Origin of the sequence: Streptomyces sp. NPDC056527, assembly GCF_042794475.1 — a bacterium.
GTDB lineage: Bacteria > Actinomycetota > Actinomycetes > Streptomycetales > Streptomycetaceae > Streptomyces.
Genome location: NZ_JBHTTQ010000015.1, coordinates 32,349 through 54,111 on the forward strand (window position 1 = coordinate 32,349; position 21,763 = coordinate 54,111).

At 71.8% G+C, this 21,763-nt stretch carries 24 protein-coding genes; 12 read left to right on the top strand and 12 right to left on the bottom strand.

Features of this window, described 5'->3' with window-relative positions; translation table 11 throughout:
- Window positions 1-165: 165 nt before the first annotated feature.
- Window positions 166-1,533, bottom strand: a complete 1,368-nt coding sequence (locus tag ACFQ7Q_RS11190; protein WP_383552427.1) for a cytochrome P450 — start codon at window positions 1,531-1,533, stop codon at window positions 166-168.
- A 136-nt stretch (window positions 1,534-1,669) separates the two neighbouring features.
- Here ACFQ7Q_RS11190 and ACFQ7Q_RS11195 point away from each other — a divergent pair, with 136 nt between their 5' ends.
- From ACFQ7Q_RS11195 to ACFQ7Q_RS11205, 3 genes are all read left to right on the top strand, one after another.
- Window positions 1,670-2,137: a VOC family protein gene (locus ACFQ7Q_RS11195; protein WP_383552429.1), complete on the top strand. Its 468-nt coding sequence runs from the start codon at window positions 1,670-1,672 to the stop codon at window positions 2,135-2,137.
- A 239-nt stretch (window positions 2,138-2,376) separates the two neighbouring features.
- Entirely contained in the window at window positions 2,377-2,844 is a 468-nt protein-coding gene (locus ACFQ7Q_RS11200; protein WP_383552432.1) for a DUF6325 family protein, read from the top strand.
- Between the two features lie 48 nt (window positions 2,845-2,892).
- Window positions 2,893-3,189: an SHOCT domain-containing protein gene (locus tag ACFQ7Q_RS11205; protein ID WP_383552435.1), complete on the top strand. Its 297-nt coding sequence runs from the start codon at window positions 2,893-2,895 to the stop codon at window positions 3,187-3,189.
- Window positions 3,190-3,235: 46 nt separating this feature from the next.
- Here the strand turns inward: ACFQ7Q_RS11205 and ACFQ7Q_RS11210 are convergent, their stop codons facing one another.
- Window positions 3,236-4,465, bottom strand: coding sequence for an acyl-CoA dehydrogenase family protein (locus ACFQ7Q_RS11210; RefSeq protein WP_383552438.1), 1,230 nt, complete (start codon window positions 4,463-4,465; stop codon window positions 3,236-3,238).
- 153 nt (window positions 4,466-4,618) lie between these two features.
- On the opposite strand from ACFQ7Q_RS11210, the gene ACFQ7Q_RS11215 reads away from it, so the two are divergent.
- The gene (locus ACFQ7Q_RS11215; protein WP_383552440.1) at window positions 4,619-5,266 is read left to right on the top strand and encodes a TetR family transcriptional regulator; all 648 of its coding nucleotides are present in this window, start codon (window positions 4,619-4,621) and stop codon (window positions 5,264-5,266) included.
- Between the two features lie 43 nt (window positions 5,267-5,309).
- On the opposite strand, the gene def is transcribed toward ACFQ7Q_RS11215, so the two are convergent.
- Window positions 5,310-5,870 carry a peptide deformylase gene (gene def / locus ACFQ7Q_RS11220; RefSeq protein ID WP_383552443.1) on the bottom strand — a complete coding sequence of 187 codons (561 nt, stop codon included), beginning with the start codon at window positions 5,868-5,870 and terminating at the stop codon, window positions 5,310-5,312.
- Between the two features lie 126 nt (window positions 5,871-5,996).
- Here def and ACFQ7Q_RS11225 point away from each other — a divergent pair, with 126 nt between their 5' ends.
- The 5 genes from ACFQ7Q_RS11225 to ACFQ7Q_RS11245 all read left to right on the top strand — a co-directional run bounded on the left by ACFQ7Q_RS11225 (window position 5,997) and on the right by ACFQ7Q_RS11245 (window position 10,571).
- Window positions 5,997-7,244: a MurT ligase domain-containing protein gene (locus ACFQ7Q_RS11225; protein WP_383552446.1), complete on the top strand. Its 1,248-nt coding sequence runs from the start codon at window positions 5,997-5,999 to the stop codon at window positions 7,242-7,244.
- 19 nt (window positions 7,245-7,263) lie between these two features.
- The gene (locus ACFQ7Q_RS11230; RefSeq protein ID WP_260227290.1) at window positions 7,264-7,992 is read left to right on the top strand and encodes a type 1 glutamine amidotransferase; all 729 of its coding nucleotides are present in this window, start codon (window positions 7,264-7,266) and stop codon (window positions 7,990-7,992) included.
- A 176-nt stretch (window positions 7,993-8,168) separates the two neighbouring features.
- The gene (locus ACFQ7Q_RS11235) at window positions 8,169-9,194 is read left to right on the top strand and encodes a 6-phosphofructokinase (RefSeq protein ID WP_361858480.1); all 1,026 of its coding nucleotides are present in this window, start codon (window positions 8,169-8,171) and stop codon (window positions 9,192-9,194) included.
- A gap of 104 nt (window positions 9,195-9,298) precedes the next feature.
- Window positions 9,299-10,267, top strand: coding sequence for a cytochrome c oxidase assembly protein (locus ACFQ7Q_RS11240; RefSeq protein WP_383552450.1), 969 nt, complete (start codon window positions 9,299-9,301; stop codon window positions 10,265-10,267).
- 94 nt (window positions 10,268-10,361) lie between these two features.
- Entirely contained in the window at window positions 10,362-10,571 is a 210-nt protein-coding gene (locus tag ACFQ7Q_RS11245) for a hypothetical protein (protein WP_383552453.1), read from the top strand.
- Between the two features lie 34 nt (window positions 10,572-10,605).
- Here the strand turns inward: ACFQ7Q_RS11245 and ACFQ7Q_RS11250 are convergent, their stop codons facing one another.
- Window positions 10,606-11,616, bottom strand: coding sequence for a DUF3048 domain-containing protein (locus ACFQ7Q_RS11250; RefSeq protein WP_383552456.1), 1,011 nt, complete (start codon window positions 11,614-11,616; stop codon window positions 10,606-10,608).
- Window positions 11,617-11,701: 85 nt separating this feature from the next.
- On the opposite strand from ACFQ7Q_RS11250, the gene ACFQ7Q_RS11255 reads away from it, so the two are divergent.
- Together ACFQ7Q_RS11255 and ACFQ7Q_RS11260 are read left to right on the top strand one after the other, a co-directional pair.
- Window positions 11,702-12,433 (top strand): lysophospholipid acyltransferase family protein, encoded by a 732-nt coding sequence (locus ACFQ7Q_RS11255; RefSeq protein WP_383552459.1) that lies wholly within the window; start codon window positions 11,702-11,704, stop codon window positions 12,431-12,433.
- A 63-nt stretch (window positions 12,434-12,496) separates the two neighbouring features.
- A complete protein-coding gene (locus ACFQ7Q_RS11260; RefSeq protein ID WP_383552462.1) occupies window positions 12,497-13,531 on the top strand; it encodes an NAD-dependent epimerase/dehydratase family protein in 1,035 nt (344 codons plus the stop codon).
- A 51-nt stretch (window positions 13,532-13,582) separates the two neighbouring features.
- Here ACFQ7Q_RS11260 and ACFQ7Q_RS11265 read toward each other — a convergent pair whose 3' ends face one another.
- The 8 genes from ACFQ7Q_RS11265 to ACFQ7Q_RS11300 all read right to left on the bottom strand — a co-directional run bounded on the left by ACFQ7Q_RS11265 (window position 13,583) and on the right by ACFQ7Q_RS11300 (window position 20,603).
- Window positions 13,583-15,160, bottom strand: a complete 1,578-nt coding sequence (locus ACFQ7Q_RS11265; protein WP_383552465.1) for an alpha/beta hydrolase — start codon at window positions 15,158-15,160, stop codon at window positions 13,583-13,585.
- A gap of 158 nt (window positions 15,161-15,318) precedes the next feature.
- Window positions 15,319-16,062, bottom strand: a complete 744-nt coding sequence (locus tag ACFQ7Q_RS11270; RefSeq protein ID WP_383552468.1) for an urease accessory protein UreD — start codon at window positions 16,060-16,062, stop codon at window positions 15,319-15,321.
- Window positions 16,059-16,748, bottom strand: a complete 690-nt coding sequence (ureG, locus tag ACFQ7Q_RS11275) for an urease accessory protein UreG (RefSeq protein WP_383552471.1) — start codon at window positions 16,746-16,748, stop codon at window positions 16,059-16,061. Before ureG ends, ACFQ7Q_RS11270 begins: the two co-directional genes overlap by 4 nt.
- Before the next feature lie 19 nt (window positions 16,749-16,767).
- Window positions 16,768-17,433, bottom strand: coding sequence for an urease accessory protein UreF (locus ACFQ7Q_RS11280; RefSeq protein WP_383552474.1), 666 nt, complete (start codon window positions 17,431-17,433; stop codon window positions 16,768-16,770).
- Window positions 17,433-19,154 (bottom strand): urease subunit alpha, encoded by a 1,722-nt coding sequence (locus ACFQ7Q_RS11285; protein ID WP_383552477.1) that lies wholly within the window; start codon window positions 19,152-19,154, stop codon window positions 17,433-17,435. The genes ACFQ7Q_RS11280 and ACFQ7Q_RS11285 overlap by 1 nt, the downstream gene beginning before the upstream one ends.
- Window positions 19,147-19,524 (bottom strand): urease subunit beta, encoded by a 378-nt coding sequence (locus tag ACFQ7Q_RS11290; RefSeq protein WP_383552480.1) that lies wholly within the window; start codon window positions 19,522-19,524, stop codon window positions 19,147-19,149. The genes ACFQ7Q_RS11285 and ACFQ7Q_RS11290 overlap by 8 nt, the downstream gene beginning before the upstream one ends.
- 16 nt (window positions 19,525-19,540) lie before the next feature.
- A complete protein-coding gene (locus tag ACFQ7Q_RS11295) occupies window positions 19,541-19,843 on the bottom strand; it encodes an urease subunit gamma (protein ID WP_362357112.1) in 303 nt (100 codons plus the stop codon).
- 139 nt (window positions 19,844-19,982) lie between these two features.
- Complete coding sequence (locus ACFQ7Q_RS11300; RefSeq protein ID WP_383552483.1) at window positions 19,983-20,603, bottom strand: TetR/AcrR family transcriptional regulator; 621 nt, start codon at window positions 20,601-20,603, stop codon at window positions 19,983-19,985.
- A 106-nt stretch (window positions 20,604-20,709) separates the two neighbouring features.
- On the opposite strand from ACFQ7Q_RS11300, the gene ACFQ7Q_RS11305 reads away from it, so the two are divergent.
- Window positions 20,710-21,699 (top strand): ABC transporter permease, encoded by a 990-nt coding sequence (locus tag ACFQ7Q_RS11305; RefSeq protein WP_383552486.1) that lies wholly within the window; start codon window positions 20,710-20,712, stop codon window positions 21,697-21,699.
- Window positions 21,700-21,763: the final 64 nt, after the last annotated feature.

The following is a 21,763-nucleotide window of genomic DNA, read 5'->3' on the forward strand; positions in this document are numbered from 1 at the left end:
GCTATCCCGTGGCGTCACTGACGCGCGGCGTCACTGACGCGCGGCGTCACTGACCCTCGGCGTCACTGACGCGCGGCGCCGGCCCGGCCTCACGGCCGGCCCGGCCTCTCGGTCGGGCCGGCCTCGCGGTCGGGCCGGCCTCGCGGTCGGGCCGGCGCCTCGGTCCTAGGGGGTACGGGGGCGGACCCGGCAGCGGGCCGAGCCAGCCGCCTGGAGGGTGATCCCGGCGTTGACCGGCACCTCGATGTCGATCGCCTCGATGTCGAACTCCTGGAGGAGCATCGCCAGGGCGATCACCGACTCCAGCATCGAGAAGTGCTGGCCGATGCAGGCGCGCGGGCCGCCCCCGAAGGGGAACCATGCGTAGCGCGGTCGGCTCGCCTCGGCCTCGGGCGTGAAGCGCTCGGGGTCGAAGCGCTCCGCGTCCTCCCAGTACGCCGGGTGCCGGTGGGTGACCCAGGGGGCGACGATCACATCGGCGCCCGCGGGGATGGTGTGGCCGCCGATCTCGGTGGCCTCGACCGCCCGCCGGCCGATGGCCGGTGCGGCCGGGAAGAGTCGCATGGCCTCCTTGAGCACCTGGGTGAGGTAGGGCAGCGCGTCGAGGTCGGCGGCGCCCGGTGCCCGGCCGGCGAGGACACTGTCGACCTCCTCGTGGGCACGCTTCTGCTGCTCCGGGTGGAGGGCGAGCAGGTGGAGCGCGAAGCCCAGGGAGGTGGCGGTCGTCTCGTGTCCCGCGAGCAGGAAGACGAGGACCTGCTCGCGCAGTTCGGAGGCGTCGAAGCTGCCGTCCTCGGCGCTCTCGGCCTCGGCGAGGAGGGACAGCAGGTCCTGGCCCCCGTCCTCGGCGTCGCCGGCGGCCCGGCGCTCGGCGATGATCCGGTCGCAGACGGCGTACAGCTCCTCGTGGGCGGCGAGGGCCCGGCGGTTGCCGGGGGTGGGCCAGTCACGCGGGACGTTCAGCGGCGAGAAACCGCGGCGCAGGACGTAGTCGCCCATCACCGGGAAGGCGCGCTCCACGATGTCGACGGCCGCCTCGACGTCCGTGCCGAAGAGGATGCGGGCGACGGCGCGCAGGGCGAATCCGGTCATCTCGTCGAGGACGTCGACGGTGGAGTCCTCGGCGGTCCGCCAGGCCTCGGTGACGCGGGCGACCTCGGCGGCGACGGCCTCGGCGTAGCTGTCGACGCGGCGACGGGTGAAGAGCGGCTGGACCAGCCGGCGCTGGCGCAGGTAGTCCTCGTCCTGGCTGGTGAGCAGGCCGTTGCCGAAGGACTCGCGCAACTCCTGGTAGAAGGCGTTGTCCTTGCGGAAGTTGGCGGATTCGGTGGCCAGGACCTGCTGGGCGCCCTCGGCGGAGAAGACTCCGTAGAGGGTGGCGCGGATACCGGGCGGTCCCGCGGTGATCCGGACGACGTCCCCGTGCGCGCGCTGGGCGTTCAGGAAGGTGCCGAGCGAGTCGTTCTTGAGGTCGAACATCGAGCCCAGCAGCGGTAGTCCCGCAGGGCCCGGAATCTCGTTGGTCGTTGCCATGTGTGCGTTGCCCCCTTGATCGTCACCGGCACGCCGATTCTCCCCCACGACCTGACCCACCGGTAGCCGTGGTCGAACACCCGGCCGGATCCGGCCTGTTGACCCGATTGTCGGTGCCGCCTGGGAGGCTCGTTCCATGGAACCAGTGGAGATGACCCTGCAGCTCACCATCGACTGCGCCGATCCCCAGAGGCTCGTCCGCTTCTGGGCGGAGGCCCTGCGGTACGTCCCGCAGCCGCCGCCGGAGGGACACGAGACCTGGCGGGCGTACTGGGCGTCGATCGGGGTGCCGGAAGAGGAGCTGACCGAGGGGGTCGGGGAGCTCCCCGAGTCCATCGTGGACCCGAAGGGGGTCGGGCCGCGGGTCTGGTTCCAGCAGGTCCCGGAGCCGAAGACGGTCAAGAACCGGCTGCATCTGGATCTGAAGGTGGGCGGGGGCCGGGAGGTGCCGCTGACGCTGCGGCGCGAGCGCGTGGACGGGGAGGTCGCGCGGATGACGGGCCTGGGCGCGTCGGTCCTCTACACGATGGACGAGCCGGACGGTATGGACTACTACGCGGTGGTGCTCCAGGACCCGGAGGGCAACGAGTTCTGCGTGGTGTGACGCTCCGGGCGCGCCGCGTGAGCGGCGCCGCGGACCGCCCGGACCGGTGGTCGGCGCGTGCCGGGGCGCCGCCCACAGGCGCCCGGACAGGCGATCGGGCGCGTGCCGGCGCGCCGCCCACGACGTGCGGAGGCTCCCGCGCGGTGCTGGAATGGCTGGGAGGCCGTCTGTCGCCTGGGCGGGGCCGCTCCCAATCGGCTCCGGTCGAGGCGGGAACCCCGAGCACGTGAGGAGTGGCCATGAGCGACGACCTGTCGGAACTCGAGGACATGGGACCCGTCGACTACCTGATCCTGGAGTTTCCCGGCAACCGGATGACGGGCGAGGGTTTCCCCCTCCTCGTCGACCTGGTGGAGCGGGGCATCATCCGCATCCTCGATCTGCAGTTCATCCGCAAGGAAGAGGACGGTTCGGTCGCCGCTGTGGAGCTGAGGGACTTCGGGGACGAGGTCGACCTCACGGTCTTCGAGGGCGCATCCTCCGGCCTGCTGGACCAGAGCGACGTCGACGATGCCGGTTCCGCGCTGGAGCCTGGCAACTCCGCCGGGGTCATCGTGTACGAGAACCTGTGGGCGGCCCCCTTCGCACGAGCCATGCGGCGCAGCGGCGCGCAGATCGTGGCGAGCGGCCGGATTCCCGTCCAGGCACTGCTGGCCTCGCTGGACGCCGTGGATGCCGCCGAGTCCGGCGGAGGGGCGGCGGCCTGACCTCCCGATCGCATCCGTCCCCCGAACATCCCTGGGAGATGACCGACCATGCCCGGACTTCTTCGCGGCGTCGCCCGTACCGCCGTCGTCGCCGGCACCGCCACCGCGGTGTCCAACCGAGTGTCACGGCGGCAGGCGGGCCGATGGGCCCAGCAGGACTACGCACAGCAGCAGGAGTACACACAGCAGCAGCCGCAGCAGGCGCCCGCGCCGGCCGCGGCACCCCCCGGCGACGACATGAGCACCAAGATCGAGCAGCTCAAGCAGCTGGGGGACCTGAAGGCCCAGGGCGTGCTGACCGAGGAGGAGTTCGAGGCGCAGAAGCGCAGCCTCCTCGCGACATGACCTGTACGGGCCGGGCCCGCACCCCCTCAGGGGTGCGGGCGGCCGCCTAGCGGATCGGCATCCCGGAGAGCGTGCGGGCGATGACCAGGCGCTGGACCTCGCTGGTGCCTTCGAAGATGGTGTAGATCGCCGCGTCACGGTGCATCCGCTCCACCGGGTACTCCCGGGTGAAGCCGTTGCCGCCGAGGATCTGGATGGCCTGGCCGGTGACCTTCTTGGCGACCTCGCTGGCGTACAGCTTGGACATCGAGCCCTCGGCCGAGGTGAACGGCTTGCCCGTGGTCGCCATCCAGGAGGCGCGCCAGACGAGGAGCCGGGCGGCGTCGATCTGGGTGCGCATGTCGGCGAGCTGGAAGGCGATGCCCTGGTTGTCGATGATCGGGCGGCCGAACTGCTCGCGGGTCTTGGCGTAGTCGAGGGCGACCTCGTACGCGGCACGGGCGGTGCCGACGGCCATGGCGCCGACGGCGGGGCGGGATGCCTCGAAGGTGGCCATCGCCGCGTTCTTCACGCGCTCGCCGCCACCCGCCTTCGCCTTCTCGCGGGCCCGGGCGAGGCGCTCGTCGAGCTTCTCCTTGCCGCCGAGGAGGCAGTGGCCGGGGACGCGGACGTCCTCGAGGACGACCTCGGCGGTGTGCGAGGCGCGGATGCCGTGCTTCTGGAACTTCTGCCCCTGGGAGAGGCCGGGGGTGTTCGGCGGCACGATGAAGGACGCGTGCCCCTTGGAGCCGATCTCGGGGTCGACGACCGCGACGACGACATGGACGTTGGCGATTCCGCCGTTGGTCGCCCAGGTCTTGGTGCCGTTGAGGACCCACTCGTCGTTCGCCTCGTCGTAGACGGCCCGGGTGCGCATCGAGGCGACGTCGGAGCCGGCGTCGGGCTCGGAGGAGCAGAAGGCGGCGACCTTGACGTCGTCGACGTCGCCGTACATCTGCGGGATCCAGGTGCCGATCTGCTCCTCGGTGCCGTTGGCGAGGACGCCGACGGCGGCAAGGCCGGTGCCGACGATGGAGAGGGCGATGCCCGCGTCGCCCCAGAAGAGCTCCTCCATGGCCATCGGGATGCCGAGGCCCGTAGGGTCGAAGAACTGCTGGGCGTAGAAATCGAGGGAGTAGATGCCGATCTTGGCGGCTTCCTGGATGATCGGCCAGGGAGTCTCCTCACGCTCGTCCCACTCGGCGGCGGCGGGGCGCATCACGTCCTCGGCGAAGCCGTGCAGCCAGTCACGGACCTGCTTCTGGTCGTCGTTGAGTTCGAGCGTGAACTCGGCCATGTTCCCTCCCAGCACTGCGTTACTTGCGGTAACAGCAGTCTGTTACTCACGGGTAGGCGCTGTCAACCTGCGGCGGACCGAGCGGCACCGGATGCCGGTCGGGTGTTACGTTGCGACAGCCTCACGGAATTCGCACGGGCGGGGAGACACGCTATGGAGACCACACACCGGACCACCGACCAGCAGTCGCCGGCCGATCAGCGGCGCCGTGAACTGTTGGAGGCGGCGGACCGTGTGGTGCTCCGGGACGGCCCCAAGGCCTCGATGAACGCGATCGCCGCGGAGGCGGGGATCACCAAGCCGATCCTCTACCGGCACTTCGGCGACAAGGGCGGGCTGTACCGCGCCCTCGCGACCCGGCACACCGACGCCCTGCTCTCCGCGCTGCGGGCGGCGCTCGACGCACCGGCCGACCGGCGCCGGCGGGTCGAGGCGACGCTCGACACGTACCTCGCCTCGATCGAGGCGATGCCGCAGGTCTACCGCTTCCTGATGCACCCCGCGGAGGAGACGCACCAGGCCGAGCAGGGCTTCGACGTGGGCCGCCACTCGGCACCGGTGCTGCGGCGCATGGGCGAGGAGCTCGGCCAGGTCATCGCCGAGCGCATCGACCTCGGCCCGGCCGGCGAGGCGCAGGCACGCATCTGGGGCCACGGCATCGTGGGCATGATGCATGCGGCGGGCGACTGGTGGCTCGGAGAACGCCCGTGCTCGCGAAGCGAATTGGTGCAGGCCCTCTCGGACCTGCTGTGGGGCCGCCTGGCCGAGGCGGCGGACCGCGCCGGGGCACCGGGGTTCTGAACCACACCTCCCGGGCACCCGCGGCGCGAACGACGACCGGGGGTCAGCGGCGCAGCGCGTCCGCCCCAGCCCCCCAGGGCTCCTTGCGGATCGCACGGAGCAGGCGTGACTTGCGCCACCCCGCCACGCGGTCCGCGTAGACGCCGCCCTCCAGATGGTCGGTCTCGTGCTGGAGGCAGCGGGCGAAGAAACCCGTGCCCTCGACACGGGCCGGAGTGCCGTCCATGAGGACGCCCTCGACGACCGCGCGGTCGAAGCGGGGCGTCGGGGCCTCCAGGCCCGGCAGGGACAGACAGCCCTCAGGGCCCCTGTACACCTCGCCGTCCGCCTCCACCAGGCGCGGGTTCACCAGATGCCCGAGGTGGCGCACGTCCTCGTCGTCCGGGCAGTCGTACACGAAGACCCGCAGCCCCACTCCCACCTGGTTCGCCGCGAGGCCCACGCCGTTGGCCGCGTACATCGTGGCGAACATGTCCTCGACCAGCCGGGCGAGCTCCGGGCCGAAGTCGCTGACGGGTTCACAGGGGGTGTGCAGCACCGGGTCGCCGAGCAAGGTCATGCCTCGGACGCGGCCGGAACTGCCGGGGATCGGCCGGTTTCGCATGGACGTAAGGGTACGGTCCGCGTTGACCTCGTCGTTTCGGCGAGTGTCCCAGGGGTGCCGCAGTTCGGGTCGCCGGGCCGATCTCGATAGGCTGAGCCCGGACCGACGCAAGGAGGAACAAGAAAGATGTCAGGACACCCCGGTAATCCAGAGCCGCTGTCGCCGCGCGCCAAGCTGGCCGTGACGGCGGGCAAGGCCGCGGCCGCGGTGTCGCGCGCAGCAGGACGCGGCAGTGGATCGGTCATCGGCGGCAAGGTGGCGCTGAAGCTCGACCCGGACCTGCTGGGTCGGCTCGCGCAGCATCTGGACGTCGTCCTGGTGTCCGCGACCAACGGCAAGACCACCACGACCCGGCTGATCGCCGAGGCCCTGCGGGCCAGCGGCCCCGTCGTCTCCAACGCGCTGGGCGCCAACATGCCCGCGGGCATCACCTCGGCGCTGGCGGGTGGCTCGGACGCCAAGTACGGCGTCATCGAGGTCGACGAGAAGTACCTGGCCGGAGTCGCCCGCGACACCACGCCCAAGGCGATCGCGCTGCTCAACCTCTCCCGCGACCAGCTGGACCGCGCCGCCGAGACCCGGATGCTCGCCGAGAAGTGGCGCGAGGGCCTGAGCGGTACGAAGGCCGTGGTCATCGCCAACGCCGACGACCCGCTGATCGTGTGGGCCGCCTCCTCCTCCCCCAACGTGGTGTGGGTCGCCGCCGGCCAGGAGTGGAAGGACGACGCCTGGTCGTGCCCCGCCTGCGGCGGTGTGATGCAGCGTCCGGGCGACGACTGGTTCTGCGGTGAGTGCGGCTTCCGCCGTCCGGCGCCGAGTTGGGCGCTCAACGGCGACCATGTGCTCGACCCGCACGGTTCGGCCTGGCCGATCCACCTCCAGCTGCCCGGCCGCGCCAACAAGGCCAACGCCGCGACCTCCGCGGCCGTCGCCGCCGTCTTCGGTGTGCCGCCGCAGGTCGCCCTGGAGCGGATGTACCAGGTGCAGGCCGTGGCCGGCCGCTACGACGTGGTCTCCTTCCAGGGCCGTGAGCTGCGCCTGCTGCTCGCGAAGAACCCGGCAGGGTGGCTCGAAACGTTTTCCCTCATCGACCAGCCGCCGACCCCGGTCATCCTCTCCGTCAACGCGCGCGGCGCCGACGGCACGGACACCTCCTGGCTCTGGGACGTGGACTACGGGCGGCTCGCCGGCCACCCGATCATGGTCATCGGCGACCGCAAGCTGGACCTGGCGGTCCGCCTGGAGGTCGCGGGTGTGGAGTTCCGCGTGTGCGAGACGCTCGACGAGGCGGTCCGGCACGCCCCGCCCGGGCAGATCGAGCTGATCGCCAACTACACCGCCTTCCAGGACGTCCGCCGCCGCGTCGGCAACTGACCCGTAGAGGACATGCAGCATGAGTGACAGCAGCCTGCGCCTGGTCTGGGTCTACCCGGACCTGCTCAGCACGTACGGCGACCAGGGCAACGCCCTCGTCGTCGAGCGCCGCGCCCGCCAGCGCGGTCTGGACGTCCAGCGCGTCGACGTCCGCAGCGACCAGCCGATCCCGACCTCCGGCGACATCTACCTGATCGGCGGAGGCGAGGACCGGCCGCAGCGGCTCGCGGCCGAGCGGCTGCGCCGCGACGGCGGCCTGGAGCGTGCGGCGTCCAACGGCGCGATCATCTTCTCGGTCTGCGCCGGCTACCAGATCCTGGGCCACGAGTTCATCAACGACCTCGGCGAGCGCGAGCCCGGCCTCGGCCTGATCGACGTCATCTCCACCCGCGGCGAGGGCGAGCGGTGCGTCGGCGACGTCCTCGCGGACATCGACCCGCGCCTCGGTCTCCCCCAGCTCACCGGGTTCGAGAACCACCAGGGCATCACCCATCTCGGCCCGACGGCCCGGCCGTTCGCGCGGACCGTCCTGGGCAAGGGCAACGGCACGGGCGACGGTACCGAGGGCGCGTACAACGACACGGTGTTCGGCACGTACATGCACGGCCCGGTCATGGCACGCAACCCGCAGATCGCGGACCTGCTCCTGAAGCTGGCCCTCGATGTGAACGCGCTGCCGCCGACCGACGACCGGTGGTACGAGGCACTGCGCGCCGAGCGGATCGCGGCCGCGACGCAGCCTGCCTGACCGTCCGCCGCGGTGCACGTCTGAGCGCCCTTACGCCCATTGGATTCGTAAGTAAATACGGTGTCCAAACTGCGGACATCCGGTTCGGCCCCGCCACTCGGCACCGATAGGGTGGCGGGGATCCAACCGGACGACGTGGTCCGGAAGTCGGCCCACGTTGCAAAGGTATTCGGGCTATGCGCATTGGTGTGCTCACCTCCGGCGGCGACTGCCCCGGTCTGAACGCCGTCATCCGTTCCGTCGTGCACCGCGCCGTCGTCGACCACGGTGACGAGGTCATCGGCTTCCACGACGGCTGGAAGGGCCTGCTGGAGGCCGACTACCGCAAGCTCGACCTCGACGCGGTGGGCGGCATCCTGGCCCGCGGCGGCACCATCCTCGGCTCCTCCCGGGTCCAGCCCGCGCACCTCGTCGACGGCGTCGAGCGCGCCAAGGGCCATGTCGCCGAACTCGGCCTCGACGCGATCATCCCGATCGGCGGTGAGGGCACCCTGAAGGCCGCCAACCTGCTGTCCCAGGCCGGGCTGCCGATCGTCGGCGTGCCGAAGACCATCGACAACGACATCTCCTCGACCGACGTCACCTTCGGCTTCGACACCGCCGTCGGCGTCGCGACCGAGGCCCTGGACCGGCTGAAGACCACCGCCGAGTCCCACCAGCGCGTCCTGATCGTCGAGGTCATGGGCCGGCACACCGGCTGGATCGCCCTGCACTCGGGCATGGCCGCGGGCGCGCACGCCATCGTCGTGCCCGAGCGCCCCTTCGACATCGACGAGCTGACCGCCCGGGTCGGCGAGCGCTTCGAGGCCGGCAAGCGCTTCGCGATCGTGGTGGTCGCCGAGGGAGCGAAGCCGCGCGAGGGCTCGATGAGCTTCGAGGTCGGCGCCAAGGACCAGTACGGTCACGAGCGCTTCACCGGAGTCGCCAACCAGCTCTCGGTCGAGCTGGAGCGCCGCCTCGGCAAGGAGGCCCGCCCGGTGATACTCGGTCACGTCCAGCGCGGCGGCACGCCGACCGCGTACGACCGTGTCCTCGCCACCCGCTTCGGCTGGCACGCGGTGGAGGCGGCGCACCGCGGCGAGTTCGGGATGCTGACCGCGCTGCGCGGCACGGAGATCACGATGGTTCCGCTGGCCCAGGCGGTGGAGACCCTCAAGACGGTCCCGGCCGAGCGGTACGCAGAGGCCGAGTGCGTGCTCTGACCGCCTCACCCACACCACGAACCGCCCCCGGTCGCATCCGCGAACGGGGGCGGTTCTAGTCTGGTGCGGACAACAAGCGCGAATCGGGCTCCAGGAGTACACACATGGATCACAGCGGGCACGGCATGACCATGGATCTGCCGCCGTTCACGCTGGGACGGGGGCTCGAGTTCTCGCCGGACCTGTTCTTCCTCATCGGCAGCGTCGTGGGACTCGCGCTGTACGGATGGGGTGTGGCGCGGCTGCGCCGGCGCGGTGACACCTGGCCCGTCAGCCGGACGATCCTGTTCACGCTGGGCGTGCTGACCGTCGCGCTGATGATGTGCACCAAGCTGAACGACTACGGCATGGTCATGTTCAGCGTGCACATGGTGCAGCACATGGTCATCTCGATGCTCTCGCCGATCCTGATCCTGCTCGGTGCGCCGGTCACGCTGGCACTGCGGGCGCTGCCGGTCGCGGCCCGGGGCGACAAGGGCCCGCGCGAGCTGCTCCTGAAGCTGCTCCACAGCCGCTACATGAAGATCGTCACGCACCCCGCGTTCACGATCCCGCTCTTCATCGCGAGCCTGTACGGCTTCTACTTCACCCCGATCTTCGACACGCTGATGGGCTCGAAGATCGGGCACATCGCGATGATGGTGCACTTCCTCGCCGTCGGTCTGGTCTTCTTCTGGCCGATCATGGGCGTCGACCCGGGTCCCCACCGCCCGGGGTACGTGATGCGGATGCTGGAGCTCTTCGCGGGCATGCCGTTCCACGCCTTCTTCGGTATCGCCCTGATGATGGCGAGCCAGCCGATGATCAAGGCGTACGAGAATCCGCCGGCCTCGCTGGGGATCGACGCGCTCGCCGACCAGAACGCGGCCGGTGGTATCGCCTGGGCGTTCAGCGAGATCCCGTCGGTGCTGGTGCTGATCGCGCTGGTGTACCAGTGGTACCACTCCGAGCAGCGGCAGGCCGTCCGCAAGGACCGGGCCGCCGACCGTGACGGGGACAAGGAGCTGGAGGCGTACAACGCGTATCTCGCCTCGCTCCGCACCCGAGGACAGCGGGTCGGGACCGGGGACTGACACCGGTCCGACGTGGGGGTGCCGCGGGAGTAGCGCTTCGCCCGCCTCAGGGGTCACGATGAGGGTGACGGCCCCGTCGGGAGGAGGCGGACAGATGTCCGGTCCCACGAAGGCGATGTGCGTGATCACCGTCGCGGCCCTGGTGCTGACGACGGCGTACACGGTGGCGCTCGGCAGCAGCGGTTGGCTCTGGTTCGGCTGGATCGTGCTCGGCGTGGTCACCATCGGCATGGCGGCGGCGGACAGCTCCGCCCCCGCGGGCGCCCGTCGCCGCCGTACGACCAGGCCCGGCCCTCAGCCCTGAGGTCACACAGGGTGCTCGATCCCGCGCGGGAGAGTCAGCGCGGGGCGAGGACGATCCAGGTGTGGCCGGGGGCGAAGTTCAGGGGTGTCCCGTCCGGGGTGGTGAAGCTCGTTCCGTTCTCGGCCGCGGGGCGGCTCCAGCGCGCGTCATGGGCCCTGCCGTCGCGCAGGACGACGGCGGTGCCGCTGCCGACGGTCTCGGTGTAGGGCGAGACGCTGCCGAGGACGTCATGGAACCGCGAGGACCGTATGGTCACGTGCTGCACCACCACGGTGGTCGCCGTCACCGGGCCCTCGTCGGTGGTGCGTGCGGGGCTGCCGTCCATCGACACCCGCCAGCTCTTCTCGGCCGCGTTCCAGGTGAAGGTGTAGCGGGAGGCCGGGAAGCGCACGGTGCGTTCGTTGACCTGCTCCCCGCCCGCGGGGGCGGGGCCGAAGCGGAAGCCGATGTCCTTGGCGTCCTCGGCCTTCGGAGCGGCGGCGAGCGCGCGCCCGGGCAGGACGTACAAATTGTGGGGCGCCGGTCGGCCGCCGCCGCGCAGATAGGCGCCGGGGGCGTCCTCCGGGGGCACCGGGTAGAGCGGGGCGGCCTGCAGAAGAGGCTTCAGGGCGGCCTGTGAGCCGGAGTAGGCGAGCGCGGGCCTGCCGAACTGGCGCAGCAGCTCGATGTCGGACTCGCGGGCACTGCGGACGGGGCCGATCCGGTCCGGGAGATCGGAGGAGTAGACCGCGAGCAGCCGGGTCTGGCCGCCCTCCACCTGCTCGACGTAGACGAGCTCGGCCGCGCCGAGACCGGTGTGCGGGCGGGCCGGGGGCACGTTGTCGATCTTGACGGCGAGCACCGGCGCGGGGCGGGCCGGCAGTCCGGTGAAGGGCGACCGCGTCTCCTGGGTGGGGACGGGAGTGGTCGGCGGGGTCGGGGGCGGGGTCGGCGTGGGCTCGGGGGTGCCGGAGTCGGCGCAGCCGTACAGCCCGGCGGTCATCACCGCGCACAGGAGCACGGTGACGGCTGCGCCGGGCCGTACGCGTCGGTGTGCGGCAGCCATAAGGTCCACTCTCCGTCTCCAGTGTGGACCCCGCTCGCGTGAGTGGTTACAAATAGGCGATGCTCAACGGAGACGGGGGCCGCCGGTGTTCTACCAGCTGATGAAGTACGTTCTGCTCGGGCCGCTGCTGAGGCTGCTGTTCCGGCCTCGTATCGAGGGCCTGGAACACATCCCTGAGGAGGGCGCGGCGATCGTCGCGGGCAATCATCTGTCGTTCTCCGACCACTTCCTCATGCCCGTGGTGCTCAGGCGGCGGATCACCTTCCTCGCCAAGCAGGAGTACTTCACCGGGCCGGGGCTCAAGGGCCGGCTGACCGCGGCGTTCTTCCGCAGCGCCGGGCAGATCCCGGTGGACCGCTCCGGCAAGGAGGCCGGGAAGGCGGCGATCCGTGAGGGGCTCGGGGTGCTGTCCAAGGGCGAGCTGCTCGGGATCTACCCTGAAGGGACCCGCTCGCACGACGGCAGGCTCTACAAGGGCAAGGTCGGGGTCGCGGTCATGGCGATCACGGCCGGCGTGCCGGTGATCCCCTGCGCGATGGTGGGCACCTTCGAGATCCAGCCGCCCGGCCAGGTCGTGCCCAAGGTCAGGCGGGTCACCATCCGGTTCGGGGAGCCGCTGGACTTCTCGCGGTACGCGGGCATGGAGGGCGAGAAGGCGGCGGTCCGCGCGGTGACGGACGAGATCATGTACGAGATCCTGGCGCTGTCCGGTCAGGAGTACGTCGACGACTACGCCGCCAAGGTGAAGGCGGCGGAGGAGCAGTCGAAGGCGGCGAACGCCAAGGCTCCGCGAAAGTTCCCGCGTCGCGGACGCTGACGGCGGATCCGCGCACGGCGAAAGGCCCTGGAACGGCGAACGCGGCCGCTCTACCGTCGCGCCATGGCCAAGGGACACGCGTGCGTACTCGGAGCGACAGGACAGGTGGGGCGGGCGGCCGTGCGGGCGCTCGTCGCGGACGGCTGGGAGGTGACGGCGGCCACGCGGCGCGGCGGCCGGGACGGGACGTGGCCGACGGAGGTCCGTTCGGTGGCGGTGGACCGGAACGAGGAGGGCGCGCTCGCCGCGGCGCTCGGCGACGGCTGTGACGTTCTGGTGGACATCGTCGCCTACGACGGCGCGCACGGACGGCAGGTGACCGGGCTCGCCGACCGGATCGGCTCGGCGGTGGTGATCTCCAGCGGCGCGGTCTACGAGGACGAGCGAGGCCGCAGCTTCGACACCCAGGACGAGCCGGACGGCTTCCCCGCCTACCCGGTGCCGATTCCGGAGTCCTGGCGGACGGTCTCCCCGGGTGACGGGTCGTACGGCACGAGGAAGGTCGCCCTGGAGCGGGAGCTGCTCGCGGCGGGCGAGACGCTGCCGACGACGGTGGTGCGGGCGGGGGCGATCCATGGGCTGCACAGCCCGGGGCCGCGCGAGCTGTGGTTCGTCAAGCGGGCACTCGACGGGCGGCCGGTGCGCGTCCTCTCGTACGACGGCGCGTCACGGTTCCACCCCGTCCACGCGGACAATCTCGGGGAGTTGATCCGACTGGCGGCGGCGAACCCGGGCAGCCGGGTGCTGAACGGCGCGGATCCGCAGGCGCCGACGGTGGCGGAGATCGGGCGGGCGATCGACGCGGTGCTGGGTGTCGAGAGTGAGACGGTCCTCTTCGAGGGGCCGCCGGAGGGCACGGTGGGGCTCACCCCGTGGACGGCGCCGCGTCCGGTCGTCTACGACATGACCGCGGCGGAGCGGGAGCTGGGGTACCGGCCGCTGGTGTCGTACGAGGAGTCCCTGCCGGCGACGGTCGAGTGGCTGGCCGGGCAACTCGCCGTGCGGGACTGGCGGGAGGCGTTCCCCGGACTGGTGAAGTACCAGGTGGACTTCTTCGACTACGCCGCCGAGGACGCCTGGCTCGCCGCCCGCGCGTGAACGAGGGGCGGCCGTCGCGCGACGGCCGCCCCTCGAAGGGTCATACGGTGACTACGGCTGGGGCGTGGCGTGCGGTCCGCAGGTCACGTCCTTGCTGTCGAGCTTGCCCGACAGCAGGTATGCCTCCACCCGGGTGTTCAGGCAGGGGTTGGTGAGGTTGGTGATGCCGTGCGAGCCGGCGTCCCTCTCGGTGATCAGGCGCGAGCCCTTGAACCGCTTGTGCAGTTCGAGCGCTCCGGCGTACGGCGTGGCCGCGTCGCGCTCGGACTGGGCGATGAGCACCGGCGGCAGGCCCTTGCCGGTCCGCACCTCGGTCGGGCGCTGGCGCGGGGTGGACCAGGTGGCGCAGGGCAGGTTCATCCAGGCGTTGGACCAGGTCATGAACGGGTACTGCTCGTGGAGCCGGCTGTTGTCGCGGTCCCACTTCTTCCAGCTGGTCGGCCAGGGGGCGTCGGCGCACTCCACGGCGGTGTAGACGGCGTTGCCGTTCTCGGAGGCGGCGTTGCCGGCCGTGTCGGTGGGGTCGGAGGCCGCCGAGTCGATCAGCGGCTGCGGGTCACCGGCGGCGTACGCGCTCCAGGCCTTGGCGACCGGCACCCACATGGAGTCGTAGTACGGCGCGTTCTGGAAGAAGCCGATGAGCTCGGCCGGGCCGACCTTGCCGCCGAGGGGCTTCTTCTTGGCGTCGGCGCGCAGGGTCTCCCACTGCTGCCGGACCTCGGTGTAGGTGTCGCCGAGGTGGAAGGTGGCGTCGTGCTGGGCGACCCAGGTCATCCAGTCCTTGAGCCGGCCCTCGAAGGCGATGTCCTGGTCGAGGTTGACCTCGTACCAGATCTTGCGCGTCGACGGGTTGACGACGCTGTCGAGCACCATGCGGCGGACGTGCGTCGGGAAGAGCGTGCCGTAGACGGCGCCGAGGTAGGTGCCGTAGGAGACGCCGACGAAGTTGAGCTTCTTCTCGCCGAGCGCGGCCCTGATGACGTCGAGGTCGCGGGCGGTGTTGAGGGTGTTGATGTACGGCAGGATGTCGCCGCTCTTCTCGGCGCAGCCGTCGGCGTACTCGGCGGCGAGCTTGCGCTGCGCGCGCTTGTCGGCCTCGCTGTCGGGGACCGGGTCGGGCTTGGGGCCCTTGACGAACTCGGCCGGGTCGACGCAGGAGATGGGCGCCGAGTGGCCGACCCCGCGCGGGTCGAAGCCCACGAAGTCGTACGCCTTGGCGGTGTTCACCCAGAGCGGGGCCTTGGTGGTGACCCGGCGCGGGAAGCGCAGGCCGGAGCCGCCGGGGCCGCCCGGGTTGTAGAGCAGCGCGCCCTGGCGCTCGGCGGGCGTGCCGGTGGCGCCGATGCGGTCGACGGCGATCTTGATCTGCTTGCCGTTCGGCCGGCTGTAGTCGACCGGGACGGTGACCCAGCCGCAGGTGATGGGCTTCTCCAGGCCCCAGTCGGCCGGACAGTCCTGCCAGTCGATGCCCTGCTCGGCCGCCCGCTCGGCGGCCAGGGCGACGCCGCGCGCCTCGCTGTCCGGCCGGTGGCGGCTGTCGGCCGTGGCGGCCGGCGCTGCCAGTGCGCCCGCCATGAGCGTGCCCGCTATCAGAGTGCCGGCCGAGCCGAGCACTGCTGTGCGTCTCACGTGATGCCTCCCCCTCTTCGGCGCCGCCCCCGTGGCGGCGCCGTGATGTCGGTCTGTCCGGGGGATCCTTTCGTTCCACCAGTGCACGGCAAAAGGGCGTACACCTGTTTCTTTGCCGAACCAATAACCGGAGACCGGTGTACCGCTGAGCGGTGAACTCAGGGCGGCGCGAGGATGCCCAGCGCCTCGTCGAGGGTCCGGCGCAGTCGGAGGGCGTCGTCGGCGACGACGGTGACGAGGGCGGCGGGTCCGGCGAGCGGGGCGAGGACGGCGTTCCCGGCGAGCGCACGGGGCTCGACCGGCTTGTCCTCGAACTCGGGGTCGACGACGAGGAGTTGTCCGGTCGCACGGTGCCTGGCGAGGACGGCGCCGCTGTCCCAGCCGCCGCCGGCGCCGGGTCCGTACGCCAACTCCTGGTCGAGCAGGGGCCGTCCGGCGCGGCGGACGGTGAGGCGGGTGACGAGCGTGCCGGGCTCCTCGCCGTGGCGGCCGAGGATCTGCTCCTCGCGGAGCACGAGCCGTGCGGTGGGGGCGAGTTCGACGGTGGTCCGCATCCGCAGGTCGGAACCGTACGCGGAGACGAGCTGTTCGGGCAGCCAGCGCAGCACGGCGTCGTCGCCGACGGTGATCCTGATGTCGTACGCGGCGGGTTCGGCCGCGCGGCCGGGGAGGGCCACGGTCGCGGCGGCCGAGTCGACCAGGAGCCGTGCCCCGTCCCGTACGTCCGTCTCGATCGCGAGCCGGTCACCGCCGAGCGGCGCGCTCATCGCGCCGACGACGGTGACGCGCGTGTACGGGCCGGTGGTGCGGGTGCGGCGGACGGCGAGGGGCCCGTCGCTCTCCAGGATCGGCAGTCCGCCGTCGGCGTCGGCGACGATCCTGGCGGTGGCGCTCAGGCTCATGCGGCGGCGGTCGCGGTCCAGGCGGCGAGTCGCCCGCGGACCCACTCGGCCACGGGGCCGACCCCTTGCTCGCCGGTGAGCGAGGTGAAGGCGACGGGCAGCTCGCCGCGCTGCTCCTTCGCGTCGCGGGCCATCCGCTCCAGATCGGAGCCGACGTACGGGGCGAGGTCGGTCTTGTTGACGACCAGCAGGTCGGCGGTGGTGACGCCGGGGCCGCCCTTGCGGGGGATGTCGTCGCCGCCCGCGACGTCGATGACGAAGATCTGGGCGTCGACGAGGCCCTTGGAGAAGGTGGCGGTGAGGTTGTCGCCGCCGGACTCGACCAGGATCAGATCGAGCGGGCCCACGGTGTCCTCCAGCTCCTCGACGGCTTCGAGGTTGGCGGAGATGTCGTCGCGGATCGCGGTGTGCGGGCAGGCGCCGGTCTCGACGGCCTGGATGCGCTCGGGGGGCAGGACCGCGTTGCGGAGCAGGAACTCGGCGTCCTCGCGGGTGTAGATGTCGTTGGTGACCACGGCGATGGAGAGCTGGTCGCGCAGGGCCCGGCAGAGCGCGGCGACGGTCGCGGTCTTGCCCGAGCCGACGGGTCCGCCGAGTCCGATCCGCAGCGCGCGCCGGGTGCCGTCGGGGCGGTGGGCGTCGGCGGAGACGGCGCCGAGGTGGTCCTGGGAGTGGTCGAGGTGCATGGGGCGGCTCCAGTGGTTCTCAGGATGCGAAGAGACGGACGGGCCAGGACGCGTGCTGCTCGGCGGTGATGTCGAGGAGGGGCGCGGAGGCGGCGGGCAGGGCGTCGACGCCCTGCCGGGCGGCTGCGGCGGCCTCCTCGGCGACCAGGTCCATGACGGGGGCGAGGCGGGCGAGGACGGCGGTGGCCTGGAAGGGGTCCAGGCTCAGCAGCCGGACCGTGGCGGTGGCGGGGCCGCTGACGGCCTCGTACGCGACGCAGTGCGCGGCGTCCTCCGGGCCGAGCCCGGCGGCGCGGGCGGCGACGCCGAGGACGACGGGCTGGTGGGCGCCGCGCGGGAACGCGGCGGCGAGCGAGTCGAGTTCGGGGCAGGGCCAGGTGGCCCGGGCCGCCCGCATCATCTGCCGGCCGAGCTTGCGGGCGGCGGCGCGCAGGGCGGGCGAGGGGGTGCGGGCGTCGGCGGCCGTGTCGAGGGCGTACTTGTCGTGGCCGAGCGCGGCGGCGGCGGCGAGGGCCGCCGCGGTGAGCCCGCTGGTGCGGAGCCGGCCGTGGCAGAACGCGGCGAGGCTCGCCGCGTCCGTGATCCGGCCGGCCTTGACGGCGGCCTCGGCCCCGCCGGAGTGGGCGTGCCCGCCGGCGGGGAAGCGCCCGTCGGCGAGCACGAGGAGGGCTGCGCGACTCGTCATCAGAAGAGGAAGTAGCGCTGGGCCATGGGCAGTTCCGCGGCGGGCGCGGGCTCGACCGGTTCGCCGTCGATCGTGACCGTGAAGGTGTCGGCGTCGACCTCGACCCGGGGCAGCGCGTCGTTCTCGCGCATGTCCGCCTTGGTCACGCGCCGGGTGCTGCCGATGGCCGTGAACTCCTTGTTCACGCCCACCCGTTGGGCGATGTCGTCCTCGATCGCCGCCTGGGCGACGAAGTTGAAGGAGCCGGCCGCCGCGGCCTTCCCCAGCGCCCCGAACATCGGGCGGGGCAGCACGGGTTGCGGGGTGGGGATGGAGGCGTTGGCGTCGCCCATCTGCGCGTAGGCGATCTGGCCGCCCTTGAGCACGGTCTGCGGCTTCACACCGAAGAACGCCGGATCCCAGAGCACGAGGTCCGCGAGCTTGCCGGGCTCGACCGAGCCGACGAGGTGGTCCATCCCCTGGGCGACGGCCGGGTTGATCGTGTACTTGGCGACATAGCGGCGGGCCCGGTGGTTGTCGGCGCGGCCGTCGCCGGGGAGGGCTCCCCGGCGCTTCTTCATCACGTGCGCGGTCTGCCAGGTGCGCATGATCACCTCGCCGATACGCCCCATGGCCTGCGAGTCCGAGGAGATGATCGAGATGGCGCCGAGGTCGTGCAGCACGTCCTCGGCGGCGATGGTCGAGGGGCGGATGCGGGACTCGGCGAAGGCGAGGTCCTCGGGGACGGCCGGATTGAGGTGGTGGCAGACCATCAGCATGTCGAGGTGTTCCTCGATGGTGTTGACGGTGTGCGGCCGGGTCGGGTTGGTCGAGCTGGGCAGTATGTACGGCTCGGACACGACGGTGATGATGTCGGGGGCGTGCCCGCCTCCGGCGCCCTCGGTGTGGTACGCGTGGACGGTGCGTCCCGCGATCGCGGCGAGGGTGTCGCCGACGAATCCCGCCTCGTTCAGGGTGTCGGTGTGGATGGCGAGTTGGGCGCCCGTCTCTTCGCAGACACCGAGGCAGGCGTCGATGACGGCCGGGGTCGCCCCCCAGTCCTCGTGGATCTTGAACCCGAGCGCGCCGCCCCGGAGTTGGGAGTGCATGGCCGCCGTGGACATCGTGTTGCCCTTGCCGAGCAGTCCGATGTTGACCGGGAAGGTGTCGAGCGCCTCGAACATCCGGGCGAGATGCCAGGGGCCGGGCGTGACGGTGGTGGCCTTGGTGCCCTCGGCCGGTCCGGTCCCGCCCCCGACGAGGGTGGTGACGCCCGTGGCGAGGGCCTGCTCGACGACCGTCGGCGAGATGAAGTGGACATGGGCGTCGATGGCGCCCGCGGTGACGATCTTCCCGTTGCCGACGATCACCTCGGTCTCGGGGCCGATGACCAGATCGGGGTGGACCCCGTCCATGGTGTCGGGATTGCCGGCCTTGCCGAGTGCGGTGATCCGGCCGTCGCGGATTCCGATGTCGGCCTTGACGACGCCCCAGTGGTCGATGATCACGGCGCCGGTCACGACGGTGTCGGGCGCGCCTTCGGCCCGGGTCGTGCGGGCCTGGCCCATGGACTCGCGGATGACCTTGCCACCACCGAAGACGGCCTCGTCGCCTGCGCGGCCGGGTCCGCCGGAGCGGTCCTCCTCGATCTCGACGAGCAGGTCGGTGTCGGCGAGCCGGATGCGGTCGCCGGTGGTGGGGCCGAACAGGTCGGCGTACACGGCACGGTGCAGCTCAGGCATGGTCCGCCTCCTCGGCGACGACGGCCGGCGTCTCGGCCCTTCCCGCCGCCTCGGCGGCGGGGGTGTCGAGCGGTCCCGCGGTCTCGCCGCGCAGGCCGGGGACGACGCGACGGCCCTGCAGCGGTACGAGTTCGACCTCGACCGGGATGCCGGGCTCGAAGCGCACGGCGGTGCCGGCGGCGATGTGCAGCCGTTGCCCGTGCGCGGCGGCGCGGTCGAACTCCAGGCCGGGGTTGGCCTCGGCGAAGTGGTAGTGGGAGCCGACCTGGACGGGCCGGTCGGCGGCGTTCAGGACGGTCAGTCGGGTCACGGGGCGGCCCTCGTTGAGGGTCACCGGACCTTCACCGTAAAGAGTCTCTCCGGGAATCATCGGCGGCGCTCCCCCGTCACACGATCGGGTCGTGGACGGTGACGAGCTTGGTCCCGTCGGGGAAGGTCGCCTCGACCTGGACGTCGTGGATCATCTCGGGGATGCCGGCCATGACGTCGTCGCGGGTGAGGACCTTGCGGCCGGAGGCCATGAGCTCCGCGACCGTGCGTCCGTCGCGGGCGCCTTCCAGGATGTGAGTGGTGATCAGGGCGACGGCCTCGGGGTGGTTGAGCTTCACTCCGCGCGCTCTGCGCTTCTCGGCCACGTCCGCCGCCACATGGATGAGCAGCCGTTCCTGCTCGTGCGGGGTCAGTTGCACGCTTCCACCTCACAGTCGTCCACCGGGCGGTCTCTCCCGGACAGCAGCGGACGTTACCGATCTTCAACATGCTGTTGAACTGCGGTGACGGGCTACTGGGCCAGACATTGCACGTTAGGGCGGAAGTTTTTCCGGCGCGTTAACTCCGGCTTTGCGTCTCCATGGACATCAGTGCCCGCAGCCCGTCCTCGAGGACACGGACCTCGACGTTCCCGAAGAGCGCCTGCTGGGCGATGAAGCCCTGCGCGGTGGCGATCATGGTCCGGGCCACATGGTCGGCGGGGACGTCGGCGCGCATCAGGCCGTTGGCCCGGTAGGCCTCGACGAGCTTCGTCCACGCCTCGCGCATCCCGTCGTACCCGGCGGTGAGGGTCTGGAACAGATGCTCGTCGCGCAGCGTCTCGGACCAGACCTGGATGATGAGCCGCGCGAAGGCCTGACGGTCCCCGCCCGGGATGCGCTCCTCCAGGAAGATCCGCATGACGGCGCCGAGCAGGACGTCGGGGGTGGGCGGCGGGGTGGCCAGGGACGCCTCCTCGAAGGCACCGCGGATACCGGCGAACGCCTCCGCCGCGATGGCCGCGATCAGCTCGTCCTTGCCGCGGAAGTACCGGTAGACGGCGCCGGCCGACAGGCCGACCTCGGTCAGCACGTCCGCCATCGACGTGGCGTGGAAGCCGTTGCGGGCGAAGCAGCGCGCGGCGCCGTCGAGGATCTGACGGCGACGGGCGTCGAGGTGTTCCTGGGAGACACGAGCCATGACCGAAATCTAAAACGAACATTCATTCTTGACAAGCGACCACTCCGGAGGGACAGTGAGCCCGTCACGTAAAACGAACGATCCTTCTCTTTGAATCGAGTACGTCATGTCTGCCACCGCCACCCGCAAGACCTTCGCGGTGATGGTGCTGATCCCCGTGGTCGTGGCCCTGGCCCTGTCGGCCTTCGCCTGGCCCGCCGCCCGGATCGCCCCGCGCGACCTGCCGATCGGTGTCGCGGGGCAGGCCACCGCCACCGCCGCCGTGGAGCAACGCCTCACCGGGCACGACGGCGCCTTCGAGGTCCATCACTACGACTCCGCGGCCGCCGCCCGCGCGGCGATCGAGGACCGCGTCGTATACGGCGCGGTGGTCGTCACACCGCAGGGCCCCGAACTGCTGACCGCCTCCGCCGCGAGCCCGGTCGTCGCAGGACTGCTGCGCGAGGCCGTCGCCGCCCAGGTGCCGGCCGGCACCCCGATGAAGGTGACCGACGTCGTCCCGGCGCCGGCGGGCGATCCGCGCGGCAGCGCCTTCGGGTCGAGCCTGTTCCCCCTGATCCTGGCCGGCGTGGCCTCCGGGGTCCTGGTCACGATGCTCGGCCTGCGCCGCGCCCGGGCGGCGCTCGCCCTGGCGGGCGCGGCCGCGCTCGCCGGAATCGTCGGCACCGCACTCGGCCACAGCTGGCTCGGGGCGCTCACCGGTGACTGGTGGGCGGAGGCCGGCGTCCTCGCGCTGACCGTCCTCGCCATCGGCGCGACGCTCGCGGGGTTCGCCTCACTGCTCGGCAAGCCCGGCCTCGGCCTCGGGGCGCTGCTGATGATCCTGGTCGGCAACCCGTTCTCGGGTGTGGCGAGCGCACCCGAGTTGCTGCCGGCGCCCGCGGGCACCCTCGGCCAGTGGCTGCCGCCGGGCGCGGGCGGGTCGGCGCTGCGTTCCGTCGCCTTCTTCGACGGCGGCGGGGCGGGCGGGCCGCTGCTGGTCCTCGGCGTGTGGGCGGCGGCCGGACTGACCGCGCTGCTGCTCGGCGGCCGGCGCGAGCGGGCGACGGACGCGCCGACGCCCGCCCCGGTCCCGGAGCCGGCGCCGGTGGGCTGACCGCTTCCGGGCGGCCTCCCCTTACGGCCGCGTGCCCCCGCTGTAGCGGACGGGGGCACGCGGC